Here is an 18,633-nt window from a genome sequence, read left to right as displayed (position 1 = left end):
CCGCTTCGCCAGATGCTGCTATAGCTCAGGGGTAGAGCACTCCCTTGGTAAGGGAGAGGCCGAGAGTTCAAATCTCTCTAGCAGCACCATTACATTCCATTGAAATCATTAGACTGATTGCATTGCATGTCGTTGTGATCCAGAAGCATTTCTTCTAGACTTGTTCACCAGAATTGAAGTTTATTCAATCAATATGCTCGATGAGCGACTGCTACGGAGCATATTGCAACGATAGCCTCCCAAAGGTGAGTGGATGGCGGGCAAATGGTGATACTCCGAATTGATCCGTTCCCATCCGAAGACGAGCTGAATTTACTTTGGCTCAAGGCTTGGAGCAGCCCTGATCGAAAAGAATTCACAAGTGTCCTATTGCGCAGTCTTACGCATATAGGGGCTTATGAAGATGATCTGCTCGTCGGCTTCGTAAATGTCGCATGGGATGGAGGTATCCACGCCTTTATCCTCGATACCTGTGTCGATCCGAGAATACGAAGACAGGGGGTCGCCACTCGCATGGTGGTTGCGGCCACCAATGTGGCGCGAGAACGCGGTGCAAAGTGGTTGCACGTTGATTTCCAACCGAATCTGACTTCATTCTATCGGAAATGCGGCTTCCGGCATACCGAGGCAGGTCTTATGGAGCTGAAGTAAGACGTTTCTCCTGCCCGGGCGCTGACCGCTAAACCTCGGGCCTCCATGGGAACTTTTCTCTCTGCCCGGCGGGACTACAAGTGCAAAATTCAGCATCCCAATAGCCTAATTTATTGGGTACACGTCACACCATATCGCGGCAAAACCTAAATTCAGTCGAGCTTCTTGCGAACAAGCAGCACTGTTCCGCACGCTGCGCCACAGATAGCGCCAAAGGTCAGCAAACTCAGGAACAGGTTCAGACCGGTACTTGGATATTTGTTGGTGTCAGGCAGTGTTGAATCGGTAAAACTGTCAAGATAGACAAGTTGCAGAGAGCTGACCAGCTTCACTTTTTCGAAGTCACTGATTGCCGATTTCATGCGGCTTTCTGCCATTTTCAGATCAAGGTTAAGCTTGTTGAACAGGCTTGAGTAATCGGCGAGATTACCGTCGGCACCTGCCGAAAGGCCCGCAGTTTTAGCCTGCATGCTTTTGGATTGTTCCTCGAGTGCCGCGATGCGCCTGTCGATATCGGCCACCTGCGGAGAACTCGCGCTAACGCTCTGGCTGAGAGCCATGCGGCGGCTTTTCAGATCGGCAATACTCGATTCGATATTGGTCAACACGGTAATGATGCTGGTGGCCGACAGATCCACATCGAAAACGCCTGTTTGATTCTGCGTATCGCGAAGCTTCCCACGGAGATCACTGACTTCCTTCGTCGCATTGTCCACATCCCGCTGCGTCGAGACCAGAAGGTCATCCCACATTCCCGAACTCAGTTGGTTGATCTGCTGCTCGGAAAGCTTCAGGACCAATTTTGACAGGTCATGCGCTTCTTGCGGGGTAAAAGCGGTGACCTCGAGCTCCACAATGCCGCTCTTCGCGTTTACCGAAGCACTATATCGCTTTTTCCAGTATTTGAGGATGTCGTCCTGGGTGGCGTCTTTTCGAAGACGAGAAAACCAATCAATGTCGTCTCGACCATAGATTTTGTGAAGATCGACAGATTTTTGCAAATCCTGGATGACCGCCGGGCTGCTGAGATAGTTCAGGAGGATGGCGGTGTCCTGGACAATTTTCATCTTTGGTTCGACAGTATCGCTCGAATACCGGTCGCGCGACAGATACGGAACGGAGGAACGCACGATGAACCGTACTTCCGAAGCATATCCGGGGCTTGCTAGAAATGCATAGTAGAGGATGCTGCCGCTCATTGGCAAAACGAATGTTGCACCAATAAAGATCATTAAAATGACGGCAAATACCCGGTCGCGTGTGCGGGGAGCAAGGCCCGCAAGCCGATAGAGATTGCGGCGGCTTCGGTTTTCGAACGTCAGGGCGCGTGCATAGGAACTCAGCGCAGACGCCAGTTTTTGACTGCGCGCAAGCACAGGAGGCAGGTCCGCCTCAATCATTTTCTTGTCGTCTGTCACTGTTTTCTCTGACACGTCGTCCACTTTTCCCAAGGCAAACTCTAGCGATTCAGTCGCATATATGTGGCGATACCCTCTTCGACACTGTCGAATTGCACCATATGACCGTCAATTAAAACAAGCACGACATCGCAATAATCCTTAATCGTGTCCATGTCGTGGGAAATCATGATGACATCGGATTTTGTACGTCTTGCCCTGAAGGCGTCCCGGCAGCGTCTTTGAAAATTCGAGTCGCCGACAGCCGTTATTTCGTCGACAAGATAACAATCGAACTCAATGGCCATAGAAAGGCCAAATGCAAAACGCGCCGCCATTCCAGACGAATAGGTGCGCAACGGTTCGTTCAGATAGCTGCCAATTTCGGCAAATTCGGCGACAAAGCGCAGCACCCGGTGAAAATCCTCGCCATAGGCCCTGGCGACGAATTTCAGATTTTCCTTTCCGCTCAACATATGGTTCAGGCCATTGGCAAAGCCAAGTGGCCAGGACACCCGCACCTGGCGATGAATGCGCCCCTTGTTGGGCAGTTCCGCGCCAGAGATCAGCCGCATGGTGGTCGACTTCCCTGCGCCATTCACCCCAAGCAGTCCATAGGACCGCCCGGCAACAAACTGCATGCTCTGATTGCGCAGGATAAATCGGCGATGAGCCGCTGTCTTGTAATATTTCGTTACGTTCTCAAGGGTGATCATCGTCAGGCCTTATGATCCTCGATCGACATCCAGACCAGGGTTGCTGTCATCCAAAGCGTGAAGAGGCCCGCAGAGAGAATGAGCCATGCGGAAAAACGTTCAGGGTATTTTGACTTTTCTGGCGCGTGCGAATCCGAGAAAATAGAAACGAATGTGGTTCGTTTCAGTGCCGTGGATTTTGCAGTATCGAGATTTTTGACTGTCGCTTCGTAAAGCGCCTGGGTCACGATCCGGCGGGTTTCCAGCCTTGAAAACTCGATCATACTGGTCGAAAGCTGAGTTGGATCATTGGTATCCTTGCCAGCCAGGCTGTTCTGGCGCAATTGTATCTGGTCGTCAATCGCCTGGATCGACCGGCGAAGCTCTCGTCCGCGCGCCGTATTGTCCGCTTTGGCGGCTTCAAGAGATTTCAGATCGACTGTCAGGTTCAATTTCTGCTCAGTCAGCTTCGAAATGATCGTGCTGACCATTTTTGCGGACGAAACCGGATCGAGAATACCTGTCTTGTTCTGATATTCCCGCAGATCGTCCAGCGCCTTGCGATAGTCTTCTAGGCTGCTGATCAAGTCGTGTTCGACCCGATCAACCAGGTCGCTCTTGGCCTTGTCGGAAATCTTGCTGATCATTTCATCGGCAGCGGCGAGAGCCGCCTTGGATATGCTGACCGAATCCTCGGGCGAGAAGGCTCGAACGGTAAAAATGATAATGCCGGACGGGCCGTCGACATAGGTATCGACATGCTGCATCCAGTATTTATGAAGGTCCTCGGATGTGGGGTCGCTGGACAGGCGTGATAGCGGGTCGATATCGTCTTTCAAGAAAAAATTGCGTAGCCCGATTTCGGTGTCCAGCTTTCTGACAATTTGAGGCGATTTCAGATAATTGGCGACAATATACGAATCCTGCGTCAGCGAATCGCCCCCGATGATCGAGCGGCCTTCTCTTTGCTCAGACGTGTCGAAACGTTCGCTGACGCCGATGGTGCGAACAACCATACGGGTCTCGGAAATATACTGGCCGCTGGCAATCAGGAAATAATAAATCGCTGCAAAAACACTCGGCACCAGCACGAAAGCAATAAGAGAGTTTTTCTTGGTGAAAAACAGGCCAAGCAGCGTCCCGACAATACCTTTTTCAGACAGGCCAGGGGTGCCGGCTTGTCCTCGATTGGTCTTTTGGGCATCATGAACGGGAAAACCGACTTCAAGGCTCATATTGCGTTCCTGTTGGCGCAAGCGATGCGGAAACATCCTTTGTCCGTAACGGTCATACCCTTTTGCTCATATATTCTCAATTGCTTCGTCTCAACGGGCAACAGCCAAGGCCGTTCATTACTGCTTCGCAGATCGCATCTCGATGCGAACCTCAAGCAGTTCTGCCGCTCACAGACCGATCCTTCTTATTTTGTTGATATCATCGGTAGATATGGCGGTAACGTGGCGTGAGAGAAATTGGAATGTCACGTTTGCGTTTCAAGACGATTTAGGACTTGAACAGCCTGTTATCAAGGGACAGGCGATCCGTTAGAAAACCAGGCAGTTTTTCGTGATTGGCGCCAAGACAATGCCCGGCGACCAGGGCGATGCGTTGCGTGGCCCGTTTCAACCTGTCCCTAAAGGTAATTGCTCCATAAGCCGGATCGATCTTCTGGCGAAAAGCCTGGACGGTAAACTTGCCCATCCCGGCCAGAGCCTGTCCCAGGTTCGGTGAGAGCCGATAGCCAAAATACCGGGTGAAGTTGCGGGATTCGTCGAAAGCCCGGCGAAGCTGTTCGATGAAACTGTAGTCATGGGAATGATAGACCACTGCGTCCGGCGCATAGGCTTTCCAATAGCCAGCCTCGATAATGCTCTTCGCCCATAATTGATCCTCGGCAAACTCCACATCGGGGTAGGGGAAACGTTCCCATACGGATTTGCGCATCAGGGAATTATTGTCAGAGTAAAAATGCAGCAATTGCCGCCAGCCTTCATCGGCCTGATAGCGGGCCGGATCAAGGTCCTTATGAACGATCAGCGGATGATGCAGGAAGCCTCGGAAATGCTGGTCGAGATCGTTTTTGGTAAAAGGCGACGCGGTATCGTAGGCGATATGGCGGCCGAACACACCGGCGATCCGGATATCCTGTTCCGCGACCGCGACCATGCGCGCCAGCCAATGTTCATCGACAGGCTCCGCGTCATGAGTGAGAAAGGCTACGAACTGGGCATCTGCGGTCTGAATGCCGAGATTGCGGGTCTTGCCGTGGCCGAAGTCACGCGGATCGATTTCGATCAGCCGCACCCGTTCCAGGCTGCAAAGATAGTCTTTCGTGCCATCGCGAGAGCCTGAATCGATGACAATGATTTCATAGGGCCAGGATGTTTGCTGGTGAAGCACCTTTTCCATCACCTTCGGCAGGACTGCCATGGCATTCTTGGTCGGAATAACCACGGCGCAATGGTATTTCGTCATGATTGCGCTCCCTGCTGCGCACCATGGGTTACCCGTTCCCGGATTGCCGCCTCGACGAGACGCGCCGATTTCTCCCAGGACAGGTCCTTCACATAATCAAGGCCGCCTTGCCGAAGACGGTCGCGTTCCTCAGGCTGCTTGAGCAGGCGTTCGATCTGATCGGCTATGCCCTCCGGTGTCGGTTCGGCGAAGGCCATGGCATTGTCGGGAAAGATCGAGCGGACGGTATCGAGATCGAGATCGATGACGGGAAGCCCGCAAGCCATCATTTCCTTGTTCACCAGCGAATGATTTGTGGCTGAAAATACCACGCCAACGGTTGCCTCGCGATAAAGCTCGGCCAGTTGCGGACCTTTCAGAATGCGAAGATCACGATAGGGGAAATCAACGTCGAGTTTGCCCAAGGGCCAACCAAAAAAATCGACTTCAAAATCGACATTGCGCTTTCTCAGGATATCGAGGGCCATGAAGGCAAGCTCAACAGCGCGGCGTGGCGTGACATAGCGTGCATAAAGGGCAATGCGTTTGCTGCGGCGCTCCTTCGTGCCGGTGCTGAGATTGTAGATACCTGCATCATAGGCAAGCGGCCATGACATCGACCATCGTCCATATTGCTGCGACATGCGCTTATGCAGCCAATCGCCGGCGCAAAGACAATCGAAATCGAAACGGTAGGTTGCTTCGGTGAGCAGGGCTTCCGTCCCCGATGGATAGAAGGACGGTTCGTAATCCTGTACGAAATAGAATTTGCGGGTAAAGCCCTGCATGGCGTTGACCGGGTAGCAGGTAAAGCGGTCTGTTGCGATCAAGGCATCGCCTTCAGCTTGCGGCGTCGCACCCTTGAACAGATCCAGGGATCCGGAAAACGGCTGAAAATGGGTGTTGATCGTTTCCAGAGCGGCTGCGGCGGTTTTATGAACCTTCGGATTCTGCACCAGGAAGCGAACGTCATGACCGAAGCGTTCAAGATAGCTTGCGATCCGGAAAATCGTCATATGGCCGCCCGCTCCCGGCATGAAATCCGGAATGACCCAGGTGATGCGCAGCCGGGACATATCCAGAGTGTCCAGGGGAGGGCGCCCACCGGAAGGCTCGTAGCTTACGAATGACTTGAGATGATCGATTTGACGCTCGATCAATGTTTTCCTTGATGTCTTCAACCCGAGGAAAGACAATAGATGCCGGGCTGCGGATGCAAAATGCACGAGGGCCATCTCCTTTAGCTTTCCCGCCAGTCACGGAAAAGCATGTCGCGTCGAAGCATAGTGAATGCCAGCTTTTTCGTCGCCAGCCCTCCAAAGTCAAGCATGAGTTCCACCTGTGCCGTTATATCGGGTTTTTGCAGGAGGCTTTCCTGCTCGTGACATGGCAAATACGCGATAATTCAGGCATTTGGCGGATTTGAGACAATCGCAGGCCCTTTAATGCCAAGTCTCTGACATGCTGACGCCTCCTCGACTTGAAAAATTGAAAATATCCCAAATGCATCAGAGGCTTGAGATATTTTCAAAGGGAATACGAAGAGACATTTTCAATGAATCTTCGTATAAGGTCCGCTATGCATCGGCCATTCCGAAGCATCGGATGGAGAAATGGGCGCGACAGGACGCGCAAGCCGTGCCATAAGGCGCAAAAACCACCGTTTCCAGGCCTTGTGACATGATCCGTATTGAAAATATCTCCAAGCAGAACAGCCATCGCCTGTTGTTCATCGAGGCCTCTGCCGCCCTGAACAAGGGGGAGAAGATTGGCCTGGTCGGGCCGAACGGTGCTGGCAAGACCACGCTGTTTCGGATGATCACCGGCGAGGAATCGCCCGACGAAGGCCAGGTCGCGACCGAAAAAGGTGTGACCATCGGCTATTTCAACCAGGATGTCGGCGAAATGTCCGGGCGTTCGGCTGTCGCTGAGGTCATGGATGGGGCAGGGCCTGTCAGCACAGTGGCGGCAGAATTGCGCGAGCTGGAAGGTGCCATGTCGGACCCCGACCGGATGGACGAAATGGATGCGATCATCGAGCGCTACGGCGAGGTCCAGGCGCGCTACGAAGAGCTGGATGGCTACGCTCTGGAAGGCCGGGCGCGCGAGGTGCTGGATGGGCTGAGCTTTTCCCAGGAGATGATGGATGGTGATGTCGGCAAGCTGTCGGGTGGCTGGAAGATGCGCGTGGCACTGGCGCGTATTCTATTGATGCGGCCCGATGTGATGCTGCTTGACGAACCCAGCAACCATCTCGATCTCGAAAGCCTGATCTGGCTGGAAAGCTTCCTGAAGAATTACGATGGCGCCTTGTTGATGACCTCACATGACCGCGAGTTCATGAACCGGATCGTCACCAAGATCATCGAGATCGATGGCGGTTCGCTGACCAGCTATTCCGGCGACTATGGTTTTTACGAGGGCCAGCGCGCCCAGAACGAGAAGCAGCAGCAGGCGCAATTCGAGCGTCAGCAGGCAATGCTGGCCAAGGAAATCAAGTTTATCGAGCGGTTCAAGGCGCGCGCCTCTCATGCCGCCCAGGTGCAGAGCCGGGTGAAGAAACTCGACAAGATCGACCGGGTCGAGCCGCCGCGCCGTCGCCAGACGGTGGCGTTCGACTTCCTGCCCGCGCCACGCTCCGGTGACGACGTCATCAATATCAAGAATGTCCACAAGGCTTATGGCAGCCGGACGATTTATCAGGGTCTGGATTTCATGGTCCGCCGGCGCGAACGCTGGTGCATCATGGGCATCAACGGCGCTGGAAAATCGACGCTGCTGAAGCTGGTTGCCGGCACAACCGAGCCGGATCAAGGCACGGTCAGCATCGGCGCCAGTGTCAAACTCGGCTATTTCGCCCAGCATGCCATGGATGTGCTGGATGGCGATAGCACTGTGCTGCAATGGCTGGAGGAAAGCTTTCCGAAGGCAGGGCAGGCGCCGCTCAGGGCATTGGCCGGTTGCTTCGGCTTTTCCGGCGACGATGTCGAAAAGCGCTGCCGGGTGCTGTCAGGCGGCGAGAAAGCCCGGTTGGTGATGGCGGCCATGCTGTTCGACCCACCAAATCTGCTGGTTCTGGACGAGCCGACCAACCATCTGGATCTCGATACCAAGGAAATGCTGATCAAGGCATTGTCGGCCTATGAAGGCACCATGCTGTTCGTCAGCCATGACCGGCATTTTCTGGCCGCCTTGTCCAACCGCGTCCTGGAACTGACGCCGGATGGCATCCATCAATATGGCGGTGGTTATACGGAATATGTGGAGCGCACCGGGCAGGAAGCGCCCGGCCTGCACGCGGCATAATCAAGTCGTTACCCACGTTTGTCGGGGCGAATGGCGCTGCGCAGCTCCACCAGCCGGTTCAGCGTTTCCAGCGTCCGTTCCGGTTTGAGAGCCGAAAGCGCCAGCGCCAGGGTTTCGATCACCACCAGTGAGGGCGCATGCAGCGCCACCTGCTCGCTTTTGGCGCGCGGAACGACGAGGCTGACGCTGGCATGCTGGCGCAGCACGCTTTCCGCCTGCCCCAGCACCAGGATCAGCGGCACGTCCAGCCGCTTGGCCTCGGAAATCACTGTCATGGCTTCGCGATGCGGACGGCCATGCAGCAGCATGACCAGCACATGGCCGGTGCCAAGCCCGAGCAATTGTTCGGCCAGCGAAATTCCTGTGGTGTTGAGCGCATAGGAGGGAAACCCGGAGCGCGAAAACAGCCTTGCGCCGTAACTGGCGATAATGCCGGATGCGCCGATGCCGAAAACCCCGATGGCGCGGGCCTCGGCCATCAGGAGGGCTGCCTTGGAAAGAGCGGCCCGATTTTCCGGGCTTGCCAGTGCCGCCAGCGCAGTCTGCTGGTTTTCCAGCACAAAATTCACGGCGGCATCGCTGTTACCGCTGATGTCCTCGGTGGTCGCGGCCATTTTCTCGATGGGGGAATCGGTTTCGCCCAGATAGGTTTTCAGCGTTTCCTTCAGGTCGATCAGGCCGCGAAAGCCCAGCGCCTGAATGGCGCGGATCACGGTGGCGTCGGATGTGCCGGTCTCGAAGGCGATTTCCAGCGCCGATTTGCTCAACACCGCATGGCGATGGCCATCGATATAATCGGCGACGGTCACGAGGCCGGGTGACAGCTGATCGCGGCGCTTTTTCAGCCGCTCGCCATACCGGTCGATGCGCCGTGATTTGCCGGTCCGTTCGCCTTGCCTGCCCATTCCTTGGCTGTGCTCCTGATCCTGTAGTAGTCGCCCGCATTCATTGTCCAGATCGGGCATTTCTCCACCAAAACCTTTGAATACCTGCCGCAAAGGGGCAGGCTGCCCATCCGATTTTCCGTGTATATGCCGCTTTAGCGGCCTTTTTGCCCGGCAGCTACGGGGTTTTAAAGTTGACTACTACATTCATCAATTGGAAAAGCCCAGAGAACAAGCGAATGACATTGTAATTTTGGGGGTAAAGCTGTGGGGCGAACGGCGAGACTGATGCGTGGCAACGGCAAAAGCCGTGGTCGGATGATAGCGGCGCTGTTGCTGGCGTCCGTCGCTTTGCCAGCCAGCGCCGAAGATGTGTCCGGTCAGGCCGGGGATACGGCTGGTACGACAGAGCTTCAGACCATTACCGTGACGGGCAAAAAATCGACTCGCGGTTATCAGCCGCTCTCCACCAGCACAGCAACGCGCACCGATACGCCGCTGCTGGATGTGCCGCAGGCGGTTAACGTGGTGAGCGGCGAGGCTTTGAAGGATCAGGGTGCTCGCTCGCTGGACGATGCGCTTGCCAATATCAGCGGCATTACCCAGGCCAATACGCTGGGCGGCACGCAGGACGCCGTCATTCGCCGTGGCTTTGGGGACAATCGCGACGGTTCGATCCTGACCGATGGGATGAAGACCGCATTGCCGTTTTCCTTCAACGCCACCACCGACCGGGTCGAGGTACTGAAAGGGCCGGCCTCGACGCTTTACGGCATTCTCGATCCTGGCGGCATGGTCAATGTCGTCACCAAGAAGCCGGAGGACGTGTTTTCCGGCGAGGTCTATAGCAGTGTCACCGGATATGGAGCTGGCAAATATGGCTCGACCTCCGGGCTGGATGTGACCGGTCCGATTTCCGGTACCGACTTTTCCTATCGTTTTATCGCAGAAGGTCAGAAGAGCGATTACTGGCGCAATTTCGGAGAGACCAAGAAGTGGATGGTTGCACCATCCTTGAGCTGGAGTGGCGAGGATACTGAGGTTACGGTTTCCTATATGCATGAGGATTACAGCGTGCCCTTTGACCGCGGCACGATCTTCGATCTGACCACCGGTCATGCGGTGGATCTGAGCCGCCGCACCCGGCTGGATGAGAAATATAACATTACCGATGGCACATCAGATCTGGCCAAGGTGTCGATTGACCGGCAGGTGAGCGACGACTGGAAACTGTCCCTGAACTATGCCTATAGCCGCAACGAATATTCCGACAACCAGGCCCGCGTCACCGGCTATAATTCCGCAACCGGTGCCGTAACGCGCCGTGCCGATGCCACGCAATATTCCACCAGCTACAATCACGCGGTCAGGGCCGACCTGACCGGCGAAGTCGAGATCGGCGGTTTGCAGAACGACTTGTTGTTTGGCGTTTCCTACGATTACAGCGATACGCTGCGTACCGACATGCTGCGTTGCGCCAATTCCAGCAATTTCAACATCAACAATCCGGTTTACGGCAATCTGGCGCAATGCAACACGGTTTCAGCTTCCGACAGCGACCAGACGGAACAATTATCGACGGCCTCGGTCTATATGCAGGACAGCCTGCACCTGACCGACCAATGGATATTGGTCGGTGGTCTGCGCTACCAATATTACGATCTCTATGCGGGCAAGGGGCGGCCCTTCAATGCCAATACCGATAGCAATGGCGATGCGCTCATTCCCAATGGCGGTATCGTCTACAAGCTGACGCCGCAGATATCGCTCTACGCCAATGCGGCCCGGACTTTCCGTCCGCAATCGTCGATATCAAGCTATTATGGCAATCTCGACCCGGAAGAGGGGACATCCTACGAGATCGGCAGCAAATTTGAGCTTATGGACGGCTTGAGCGCCAATGTCGCACTGTTTTCCGCCCGCAAGAAGAATGTCGCCTATTCCGAGACTATTGGTGGCGAAAGCGTGGTCAAGACGGCGGGGCTGGTGCGCTCGCAGGGCGTCGAGGTCGATGTGGCCGGTCAGTTGACGGATCGTTGGCAAGCCATTGTCAGCTATGGCTATACCGATGCCAAGGTGCTGGAGGACCCGGATTATGCCGGCAAGCAATTGCCCAATGTCGCCCGCCACACCGGTAGTCTGTCCGTGGCCTATGATGTCGGTGACATCGGCGGCGATGGCAACAGCTTGAAGGTTGGTGGCGGCATCCGCGCCGTGGGCAAGCGGGCAGGCATCAACAACAATAGTTATTTCTTGCCCGGCTATGCGGTCGTCGATCTGTTCGCTGCTTACACGTTCAACTTTGAGCGTCCATTGACGCTTCAGGTGAATTTGAAAAATATTTTCGACAAGACCTATTATACCTCATCGATCGGTTCGACCAATTACGCCAACCAGGTTGGGGAACCCTTCAATGTCACCGTGAGGGCCAGTGTCAAATTCTAGAATTTGATAGGGAAAAAGGGGACCGGTTTTCCGCGAGTAAAATCTTCCTGTGATCGCTCGCGTCATCATATAGTTCTTTGCAAGGAATTTTGTGGCATAAGCCTATTGTGATGAAGACCGGACCTATGGATGCAGCAGCGCGACCTCCCTTCGGGCCATAAAAGGCCGGACGGAAGCCTGGAAGCCCACCGCATGCGGCGGCGAGGGCTGAGGCTGTTTGCCGTGATTTTCCTGTTATTCTGTTGCAGCATCGCTATCGCGGTGTTGACCGCAGACGATCAGCGCCGGCTCAATCAACTGATCGAGAGCGTTAAAGATGTCTTGCCCTGGCAAAGCCGAGAGGAGCCGGAACCGATTGTGTTGCGGGGAAAACGCCTCGCGTCCGCGCAGATGCCCTCCGAGCAGGTGATGGTACCCGCCCGATTTTTCGACATGCCGCCGCTGCTCGACATTGCAGCGCCGGTGCGCAAGTTTCGTATTTCCGGCAAGACGCTTTGTGAGCAGATAAAGGCGGCGGGGCTGGGGACTGCCGATTGGGTCCAGAATCCTTTCTCGCCCGGGATTTTCAATTGTATCGCTGAAACCAGTCTGCCAGCCACAAAGCCTGATGGTGACGCCCCCTCATTCTTCATGGTGGTGCGGGGGACACCGGATGGCCAGATCACCCAGATCCGGATCAAGGTCATCGAGGTCAAATCCAGTCAGCAGATCTGGCAGCGTTATGATGCTGCCCTTGATCTCATTCTCAACGCCAGTCGCTGGCCGGATTTTGCCGGTGATTTCGACCGGATGCGCTCGCTTGAACCCTTCGAGGCCAACCACTTCGGCATATCTTTGAAATTCACCAAGGAATTCATGGGGCCAGAGCGCTATAACATTATCTTCATGCCTGAGGATGATGGAGAGCTGGAGCGGCGCACGAGAGCCGCGCTGAATGCGCAGCCAAGCCTGAAGACGGCGCCTCTGACAGCCAGTTTCTGGCCCAGACAGGTTTTGGGAGGGAGATAAGCTTTGGAAACCGGGAAAAGTTTGGGTGCAAGGCGCTGACAGCGCGTTGAGCGGGGATGAGATAATGCCTGGCTCAGTGCCGTGGGCCTATAATACCAAGTCTCGAAGATGCTGACGCATCCTTGACTTGAAAAATTGAAAATACCTCAAATGCATCAGAGGCTTGAGATATTTTCAAAGGGAATACGAAGAGTCATTTTCAATGATTCTTCGTATAAGGCGCACGGCACTGTGTAATTTCGAATATCTTACAGTCTGTTCAAGGCCCCAGGGGTTTAGATATTGATATATAGAATACCCAGGGTCATCAGCGATGACTCTGGGTATAATCCCTTACATGACAAAACTGGGTGCCGGGAGATTGGGCACGAAGCGGGCTTCGTTCATGCATTGCGCCAGAAGGGCGGTGTTTTCATGCGGGTCGGCCGATGGGTTCTTGAAGGAGATGTGGTTGATCTCCAACCCGGCATGGTCGTGGCTCAACGTCAGTTGCGCATAGATGGTGATGTCGCGCGGTTTGATTTCGAGGTCCAAAACCACTTCAGGCGTCTCGCCCCAGTCCAGCTTGTACTCGCCTGCGGCACCGAAATTGACCGTGCCGGGATGAAAGTAAAGCTCAGCGGCAGAAGACACGAGATCAGCAATATTACCGAAAAACTCCAGACGGATCAGCGATATCAGGTCCGCCGCATCCAGTAACCGTAGTTCTGAGGCGACGGGGCTAATAGCTTGTGCAACTATTTTTTCGCGTTCAGTCGTATATTTGCATTTTTTCATGTTCTTTAGCGTAACCGCCTCTTGTTCTTGCTGTCGGCAGCGTATAGTCTTTGTACTATCTCAGCGACGGCCTTGTAAAATATCGGTGGGATGACACTATCCACCGAGACTTGCGCAAACATGGAGCGGGCGAGCGGCGGATCCTCGAAAATCGGGATATTATTTTCCTCGGCGATTTCGCGAATCTTCAATGCAATCAGATCCTGACCCTTGGCAAGCACGATCGGTGCTTCCATTTCGGTGCGCACATAGCGCAGGGCCACGGCGAAATGGGTGGGATTGGTGATGATCATCGTGGCGCGCGGCACGTTGTTCATCATACGGCGACGGGCCTGGTCGCGCTGGGCGGAACGCTGGCGTGCCTTGACGACCGGGTCGCCCTGGGATTGCTTGTGTTCGTCCTTCACTTCCTGCCGGGTCATGCGCAGTTTCTGATACCAGTTGTATCGCTGCCATCCGAGGTCCATCACCGTCAGCAGGCCGGTGGCAAATAGCACGATGACAAGCATTTCCTGGACGATATCGGAAAGCTTGACGAAAATGATCTGCGGATCGGACAGCATTGCATCCAAAGTGCCGAAATACTGGCCGCGCATCGAAACGAACATAATGATCGCGACGACGATGATCTTAAACAGCGACTTGCCGAATTCGACAAAGCCCATGACCGAAAACATCCGCCCTATTCCGCCGATCAGCGATAACCGTTCCATCTTGGGGGTAATGCGATCAAGAACGAAGCTTGGCAAATGCTGGGCAAAGGACTGGGTGAGGCCAAAAAGCATGAACAATAACAGGGCCGGACCAAGCATGGCGGCCATCGACCAACCCAGATGCACGAACAGGGAAATCACGTCTGTGCCGGTGCCGATGATCCACTGATCCGGTTTTTCCATCAGGTCGCGCAGGGTCTGATAAAGTGTGGAGACGCCCTGTGGCATGAAAAATACAAAATAGATGTAGAAGGCCAGCGTCGTTGCAAATAACGGCGCCTCGCGCGAGATCGGCAAATTGCCGTGTTCTGCCGCGTCCCGCATTTTTTTCTCGGACGGGCTCTCGGTTTTACTTTCCTGGTCCTCATCATCTGCCATGTCGGGACCTCGGTCGGTTGATTACAGCGTCAAGCACCTTATGCGATGCATCAAGGAATTATAATGGGAGTCTGCATGCCAGTTTCCGGCGCTGTAGCAACGCGTATTTTATAAAACGCGCAAAGGCCGGAGCAGAAAGCTTAACGCTCTCTATTCCGGCCTTCAACTCTTTCAGTCCATTCGGATCGCTGGGTCGCGGTATTGTCAACAGTGGCGTGCAGGCTGCGCCATGAAACATGGTCACGCCGCCTCCATGCCAGCCTGTGCAGCGTCAGGCGGCAGCCGTATCCTTGTCGCCTTCCGGTTCCTTGAGCTGGATCTGGCCGGAATTGGCAAGACGGATAGCTTCCTGCGCGACAGCACGTCTGGCGATAGCGATTTCCCGCGGATTGATTCCGACCGTTCCGGCTTGCAGATCCGATTCGATCATGCGGCGCGAGCGCGGGCTGATGGCCGAGAGCACACATTCGCGGATCTCGTTCGAGGCGCCGCGCAACGCCATGGTGAGAATGTCGCCGGAAATATCGTTGAGCAACATGACCCTGCTGCGCTGTGGCATGACCAGCAGATCCTCGAACAGGAAGATCTTCGGACGGACCTTGGTGGCGGATTCCTTGCTGATCGATTCGAGCGATTCGAGCAGGGTATCGACCTGCGGCTTTTCCAACTCGTTCATCAGTTCGGCCACCTTGGCGGTGCCCACCGAATTGCGTTCCGCGTCGATCTCGCTGATCAGTTCCACCACACGGTTCTCAATGATCTGAGCGGCCTGCGGGCTGACATTCTTCAGGTTGACCGTACGGTTCATGATATCGGCGCGGCGGCTGTCCGGCAGCTTGATCAGCACCTTGGCGCCGAAGGAGGAGGGGAGCATGGACAGGATATAGGCAACCGTCTGCGGATGCTCGCGCAACAGGAACTGAGCAATGAAATCGGGGTCCGCATCCTGCAAGCGGTCCCAGATCGAGGTTTCGAACGCCTGGAAGGCTGTGCGCCGGCCAAGCAAGCCGTCAACTTCTTCCGGCGTCAGGCCTTCCTCGAGGATTTCCTCGATGGCCTTGGCATTGTCCATCAGGCCGGCGCCTTCGGTGAACAGGTCCTCGAATTCGCCGACCAGTTCGGCCAGTTCGTCCGGTGGAATGGTTCTGAGCGTCTGGGCCGAATTGATGATCATCTGCAGTTCGGCCTGCGTGAAATATTTCAGCAGCTTTCCCGCCACGCCCTTGCCCATGGCCAACAACACGGCGGCTGCCTTGTCGGCCTGGCTCAGTGGCTTGCCCGCTACCGGTCCGCCGAAATCGTCAAAGTCCATCATGGTCTTTCCTCTCTGGCCCGTTCATGGGGTCAGGACGTCTTGGTGCTCATAACTTCGATCAATTTCACACCGAATCGCGTATCGTCATTCTCAAGAACTGTAATCTCTCCGCGGGCAATCCGTCGACCGTTAACCATGATCTCCACAGGTTCACCGATCTTTTTATCTAACGCTATGATTGCGCCCTCTTCAAGATTCATCAAGCCCGAAACCGGCATGCGGCTGGAACCCAGTACGATTTGAACATCGATCGGGATGTCCATGATCAGGTCGAGATTGGAGTCCAGAGCGCTGCCCGGTGCCTGATGGGCCGGTCCTGCATCGAAGCTGCCAGCACCACCCAACTCGCTCCCGCCAAAATCGCCGCCACCGAAATCGCCACCGCCGAGATCGCTGCCTCCAAAGTCGCTGGTGCCGAAATCACTGGCACCGGTGGCTGCGCCACCACCGAAATCGCTCTCGAAATCGGAAAGGCCGCCAGCGGCATCGCCGAAGTCGCTGGCGCCAGCGGCTGCGAAATCGGTTCCCCCGAAATCGGCGCCGATATCCGGCAGACCGCCATCGCTGTCGCTTTTCAAGACCCCGCGCAGGTCATCGATTGCCTGATCGAGATCGGCATCGCCCAATGGCATCGCCAGGGCATCATCATCTTTTACGGGTGTTTTTTTCGTAGCCATGCAAATACTATTCCCTTTGAAACTTGCCTCAACCTGCTGCCATGGATGCAGCAGGGAAAATCGTCATCTCATGAGATGACGTAAAAGCTCACTATCTGTACTGTGCATCGACTTCACCCGGACGGTGTAGTGATCGCCGGCGCGCCCGAATTCGCAGGTATAAAGGTCGCGCCCGTTGGCGCTGACATCGACTGTCACATCGCCCTTTTCGAGAAAGGGAATCACATCGCCGGCCGCAAGCTTGGAAACCGTCAACAGGCTCAGCGATTGCAGGCTGATGCGGCCTTCCAGAGTGACCTGGCTCTTGCGCACCTGTTCCGCCAGCTGCTCGGCCCATTCCTTGCGGGCTTTGGAGACCTGGTTTTTCGATTTTGGCGCCGTGACATTGGTCTTCAAAAGGGTTTTCTGCGGAATGATCAGGGCGAAATCGGAGGTGATCTTGCCCAGTTTGATGCTCATATGCACCAGGGCGCCGAACTCCTCGATCTGTTCGCCATCTTGCCTCAGACGGTTTTCCCAATTGTGCGGCCGCTCGAAAATCGGCTCAAAGCCCCCGGTCGCATTGACGCCGGAGCGCAGCACATTGGCGATCCGTTCAAAGACCATCACCGCCAGGTCGAGTTCGATATTCGACAGCGGCCTTTTGATCGGCTCACCGATGAATTCCTGCATGCCGCCGAGCAGGGTTTCCATCAGGGTGATGACAAAACCATTGCCGCAGGCCATGACGAAGTTTTGTGACCAGTTGCGCAGAGAGGTATTGGCCAGCACGAAATTATCACCGAGGCTGGCGATCAGATCCCGCATCAGGCCGCTTTTAAAGCCGAGATAACCGACTTCGATGGTCAGGTTGGTTTCGCTGTGAAAAACGTCAGGCAGGAACTCGCTATAGAGTTGACCGAAATCCTGGCAAAGCTTTTCGACGGATTTCATATCGCCAAGGCCGCCGGTAAGACGAGCAAGCAAGGCGTGGTCCATCGGTTTTGGCAGGGATTGGGGCTGGGCGTTCTCGCTCATGGTCATGCAGCCTTCTCGTTACCGCCGCCTGGATTCATCATTTCCTGCTCTACGGCATCGATGGACGGACGCTCATAGGAGGAAATGGTCTTGCGGCCATATTCAAGGGCAACCTGCGGAACCGAACCGTTCATATAGGCAAGCAGTGTCTGCTTGACGATGATATAGAGACGATGCTGCTTGGTGCGGACGATCTTGATTTGCGAGGTGATCGGGTTGACGACGCAATAGGAGAGCAGAATGCCGAGCATGGTGCCTACAAGGGCAGCGCCGATCAACTCGCCCAGAACCTGTGGCGGCTCATTGATATAGCTCAACGCCTTGATGACGCCGAGAACCGCGGCGACGATACCGATAGCGGGAAAGCTGTCACCCACCGCGACGATCGCATGGTAGGGCTTCATCTTGTCGTGCAGAATCGTGTTGATTTCCTCATCCATCAGGGCTTCGATCTCATGGCTGCGGGCATTGCCGATGATGATCAGGCGAACATAGTCGCAGATGAAGGAGGTCAGCTCCCGGTTTTTTAGCAGGTTGGGAGCTGTCTGAAAGATCGAGGATTCGTCCGGATTGTCGATATGCGCTTCGATTTCGTTGCGCGACTTGGTGCGCAGGTCGCGCATCAGGGAATAAAGCACGCCGAGAACATCGAGGTAGTTGCGTTCTTTTGGCACCTTGTGGCCAAAGGCTTCACCGATTGCTTTGCCGGAATCCTTCACCACTTTCATGGTATTGGCCATGATGAACGTCCCGACGCCAGCGCCGCCGATGACCAGCAATTCGTAAGGCTGAAACAGACGCTCAACCGGCCCATGCTCAGCCATGAAACCGCCGATGATGCTGCCGATGATAATAACAAATCCGATAATGATAATCATGTAGCGCCTGCATTTCGCACGTTTCTCTTGCATATCAC

Annotated in this window: 16 protein-coding genes and 1 tRNA gene; 5 read left to right on the top strand and 12 right to left on the bottom strand. The window is 55.0% G+C overall.

Annotated elements, in window-relative coordinates; all coding sequences use genetic code 11:
• The first annotated feature begins 14 nt into the window (after positions 1-14).
• A tRNA-Thr gene (locus H1Y61_RS16695) sits at positions 15-89 on the top strand.
• Between the two features lie 175 nt (positions 90-264).
• Positions 265-651 carry a GNAT family N-acetyltransferase gene (locus H1Y61_RS16690; protein WP_174109977.1) on the top strand — a complete coding sequence of 129 codons (387 nt, stop codon included), beginning with the start codon at positions 265-267 and terminating at the stop codon, positions 649-651.
• Positions 652-803: 152 nt separating this feature from the next.
• Here H1Y61_RS16690 and H1Y61_RS16685 read toward each other — a convergent pair whose 3' ends face one another.
• From H1Y61_RS16685 to H1Y61_RS16665, 5 genes are all read right to left on the bottom strand, one after another.
• Positions 804-2,069, bottom strand: coding sequence for a hypothetical protein (locus tag H1Y61_RS16685; RefSeq protein ID WP_180573243.1), 1,266 nt, complete (start codon positions 2,067-2,069; stop codon positions 804-806).
• Between the two features lie 41 nt (positions 2,070-2,110).
• Positions 2,111-2,764: an ABC transporter ATP-binding protein gene (locus H1Y61_RS16680; protein WP_174109980.1), complete on the bottom strand. Its 654-nt coding sequence runs from the start codon at positions 2,762-2,764 to the stop codon at positions 2,111-2,113.
• 2 nt (positions 2,765-2,766) lie between these two features.
• On the bottom strand, positions 2,767-3,978 hold the full coding sequence (locus tag H1Y61_RS16675) for a hypothetical protein (RefSeq protein ID WP_174109982.1): 1,212 nt from the start codon (positions 3,976-3,978) through the stop codon (positions 2,767-2,769).
• 268 nt (positions 3,979-4,246) lie between these two features.
• Positions 4,247-5,218: a glycosyltransferase family 2 protein gene (locus H1Y61_RS16670; RefSeq protein ID WP_174109984.1), complete on the bottom strand. Its 972-nt coding sequence runs from the start codon at positions 5,216-5,218 to the stop codon at positions 4,247-4,249.
• Positions 5,215-6,273, bottom strand: coding sequence for a glycosyltransferase family 4 protein (locus tag H1Y61_RS16665; protein WP_174109986.1), 1,059 nt, complete (start codon positions 6,271-6,273; stop codon positions 5,215-5,217). Before H1Y61_RS16665 ends, H1Y61_RS16670 begins: the two co-directional genes overlap by 4 nt.
• Before the next feature lie 604 nt (positions 6,274-6,877).
• Here H1Y61_RS16665 and H1Y61_RS16660 point away from each other — a divergent pair.
• Positions 6,878-8,503 carry an ABC-F family ATP-binding cassette domain-containing protein gene (locus H1Y61_RS16660; RefSeq protein WP_174109987.1) on the top strand — a complete coding sequence of 542 codons (1,626 nt, stop codon included), beginning with the start codon at positions 6,878-6,880 and terminating at the stop codon, positions 8,501-8,503.
• Between the two features lie 8 nt (positions 8,504-8,511).
• Here H1Y61_RS16660 and H1Y61_RS16655 read toward each other — a convergent pair whose 3' ends face one another.
• Entirely contained in the window at positions 8,512-9,408 is an 897-nt protein-coding gene (locus tag H1Y61_RS16655; RefSeq protein WP_180574538.1) for a MurR/RpiR family transcriptional regulator, read from the bottom strand.
• Positions 9,409-9,675: 267 nt separating this feature from the next.
• Here H1Y61_RS16655 and H1Y61_RS16650 point away from each other — a divergent pair, with 267 nt between their 5' ends.
• Together H1Y61_RS16650 and H1Y61_RS16645 are read left to right on the top strand one after the other, a co-directional pair.
• Entirely contained in the window at positions 9,676-11,832 is a 2,157-nt protein-coding gene (locus H1Y61_RS16650) for a TonB-dependent siderophore receptor (protein ID WP_180573242.1), read from the top strand.
• A gap of 129 nt (positions 11,833-11,961) precedes the next feature.
• Positions 11,962-12,840: a DUF6030 family protein gene (locus H1Y61_RS16645; RefSeq protein WP_180573241.1), complete on the top strand. Its 879-nt coding sequence runs from the start codon at positions 11,962-11,964 to the stop codon at positions 12,838-12,840.
• Positions 12,841-13,173: 333 nt separating this feature from the next.
• Here H1Y61_RS16645 and H1Y61_RS16640 read toward each other — a convergent pair whose 3' ends face one another.
• From H1Y61_RS16640 to motA, 6 genes are all read right to left on the bottom strand, one after another.
• Complete coding sequence (locus H1Y61_RS16640; RefSeq protein WP_015914935.1) at positions 13,174-13,617, bottom strand: hypothetical protein; 444 nt, start codon at positions 13,615-13,617, stop codon at positions 13,174-13,176.
• 5 nt (positions 13,618-13,622) lie between these two features.
• Positions 13,623-14,708, bottom strand: a complete 1,086-nt coding sequence (gene flhB / locus H1Y61_RS16635; protein WP_174109995.1) for a flagellar biosynthesis protein FlhB — start codon at positions 14,706-14,708, stop codon at positions 13,623-13,625.
• A 271-nt stretch (positions 14,709-14,979) separates the two neighbouring features.
• Positions 14,980-16,023, bottom strand: coding sequence for a flagellar motor switch protein FliG (fliG, locus tag H1Y61_RS16630; RefSeq protein ID WP_015914937.1), 1,044 nt, complete (start codon positions 16,021-16,023; stop codon positions 14,980-14,982).
• A gap of 29 nt (positions 16,024-16,052) precedes the next feature.
• A complete protein-coding gene (gene fliN, locus H1Y61_RS16625) occupies positions 16,053-16,700 on the bottom strand; it encodes a flagellar motor switch protein FliN (protein WP_180573240.1) in 648 nt (215 codons plus the stop codon).
• 63 nt (positions 16,701-16,763) lie between these two features.
• On the bottom strand, positions 16,764-17,723 hold the full coding sequence (locus H1Y61_RS16620) for a FliM/FliN family flagellar motor switch protein (RefSeq protein WP_180573239.1): 960 nt from the start codon (positions 17,721-17,723) through the stop codon (positions 16,764-16,766).
• Complete coding sequence (motA, locus tag H1Y61_RS16615) at positions 17,720-18,595, bottom strand: flagellar motor stator protein MotA (RefSeq protein ID WP_174110000.1); 876 nt, start codon at positions 18,593-18,595, stop codon at positions 17,720-17,722. The genes H1Y61_RS16620 and motA overlap by 4 nt, the downstream gene beginning before the upstream one ends.
• Between the last annotated feature and the right edge of the window lie 38 nt (positions 18,596-18,633).

The sequence above is a fragment of the Agrobacterium vitis genome (assembly GCF_013426735.1).
Taxonomy (GTDB): domain Bacteria; phylum Pseudomonadota; class Alphaproteobacteria; order Rhizobiales; family Rhizobiaceae; genus Allorhizobium; species Allorhizobium vitis_D.
This window is presented reverse-complemented; position numbering and strand designations above follow the sequence as displayed.